Origin of the sequence: Bacillus sp. JJ1127 (genome assembly GCF_036965845.1) — a bacterium.
In the GTDB taxonomy this organism is placed as follows: Bacteria; Bacillota; Bacilli; order Bacillales; family Bacillaceae_G; genus Bacillus_A.
In genome coordinates, this window is the sequence record NZ_JBALQK010000356.1 from 1 (window position 1) to 1943 (window position 1943).

A 1943-nucleotide genomic window follows, 5' to 3' on the forward strand; every position below is an offset into this window, starting at 1 on the left:
CTTCAAAAATATCTGTACCATCGTACAGTTGGAGTATATTCATTGAAATCACTAAACTTAATAAAGAATATAAAAAAGATACGGCGAACTTTTTCACTAGAATTCACCTCATTTTTCAATTACAACATTCATTTTTTATATTACTTGGTTACTCTATGTTTCTAACTAACATTTTTGCACCAGAACCCTCATCTTTTCATAATTATACCTGCTCAAAAAGGGCCACTGCATAGGAGTTTTCTTTAACTAGCGGTCTGTTCACACATCGGTTCAAATTCACTTTATATTGCAATTCCCTAAAAAATGCTACTAACTTTAAGAAACTATATTTCTGATGAATGTTGAAAATAAAAGAAGAAGATACATATTCGAGCCTTAAAAATCATATTTAGTAACGATTGATGAAAATTAAATTTTGGAGGCTATCATAATGAATGAAAAGCATCATAAACAGAGGCAACCTTTATTAGAAGAAAACCATTATGAGAATCGAGATCTCTCCAATGAGCCAGCTAAACTTCATTCCCAGACGATCGGCTCTGGGGGACCTGTACTGGAACAAGATGGTGTACTACACGAAACCTTACAAGAATTTATTTATGAAAAGATTTTAGAAAGACCTGTTCATGCAAAAGGATTTGGTGCATTTGGTTATTTTCAAACGGTATATTCGATGTCCGAACATACAAAACTGAGCTTTTTACAAAATTCTAATCAGAAAGTTCCTGTTATGGTTCGCTTTTCGTTAGCTGTCAGTACGAAAGGAACACCTGATACATCTAGAAATGTATGGGGTTTTGCTACAAAATTTTATACAGAAGAAGGCGTTTTTGACCTTGTATGTAATCACATTCCTGTCTTTTCTGTTCGTGATGCGATACGATTTCCGGAATTTATTAAAGCATTCTTACCTTCACCAAAAAATAATTTAATTGACCCTGATAGGTTTTGGAGCTTTGTAGCAAGAGCGCCTGAATCGGTTCATTTTGTTGTACGTTTATACTCTGATGCTGGTACAGTAAAAAGTCTTCGCCACATTTCAGGACATAGTGTAAATACATATGTTTGGAGAAATGCTCAAGGTATTAGAAAGTACGTTAAATACCATTGGTACCCATTTGAAGGTGTACAATACATTGGTCGCGAAGAAGCAAATAGACTAGCCGCTGAAAATCCTGATTACGCTGGTAAAGATTTATACGATACGATTGCGGGTGGTAAACCAGTAGAATATGGCTTATATGTCCAGCTCATGGACCCAAAGGATGAAGCAAATCTTTCTTATGATCCTTTAGACGATACAAAAGTATGGGATGAAAAAGAGTATCCCCTAATACCAGTAGGAAAAATAGTATTAAATAAAAATCCTGATAATTATATGGAACAAATAGAAAAAGTCGCCTTCTCCGTTTCTAATTTACTAGACGGCGCAGAATTATCTGATGATAAAATACTGCAGGGCCGTGCCAATATTTATAGTGACTCTCAAAGAAGAAGAATTGGAGCTGAATTTCGTAAATTACCGGTTAACCAGCAGCAAAGTTGGACACCAGCTAATCAAATTACAAGTGGTGATGGAAGATATGTTGAAGGCAAACTAGAAAGAACTTCTATAACAAAGCAAGACGATTTTGGGCAGGCTGGTGAATTCTATACGAGGTTAACTCAAATAGAAAAAGAACATCTTGTCGAAAATTTAGCTAGTGATTTGAAAGTTATATCTGATGATATTAGAAAGAAAGTTATGGAGTATTTCAATAAAGTATCATCTGACTTAGCAAAAAGAATTGAGATTGAAATAAAAAAGTGATAAGAAGATTAAAAAACGTCATTATTACGATTAAAATGACGTTTTTTTGTATAAAATTTATTAATTTCCATTATGTTCTTAATAACCAGATACTTTCACAAATACTACATTGCATTGAAATATAATTTGATTA

General features: G+C 33.5%; 1 protein-coding gene. It reads left to right on the forward strand.

What is annotated here, in order from left to right; all coding sequences use genetic code 11:
* Positions 1-430 precede the first annotated feature (430 nt).
* Positions 431-1810, forward strand: a complete 1380-nt coding sequence (locus V7183_RS24305; protein ID WP_335361122.1) for a catalase — start codon at positions 431-433, stop codon at positions 1808-1810.
* The last annotated feature ends 133 nt before the right edge of the window (positions 1811-1943 follow it).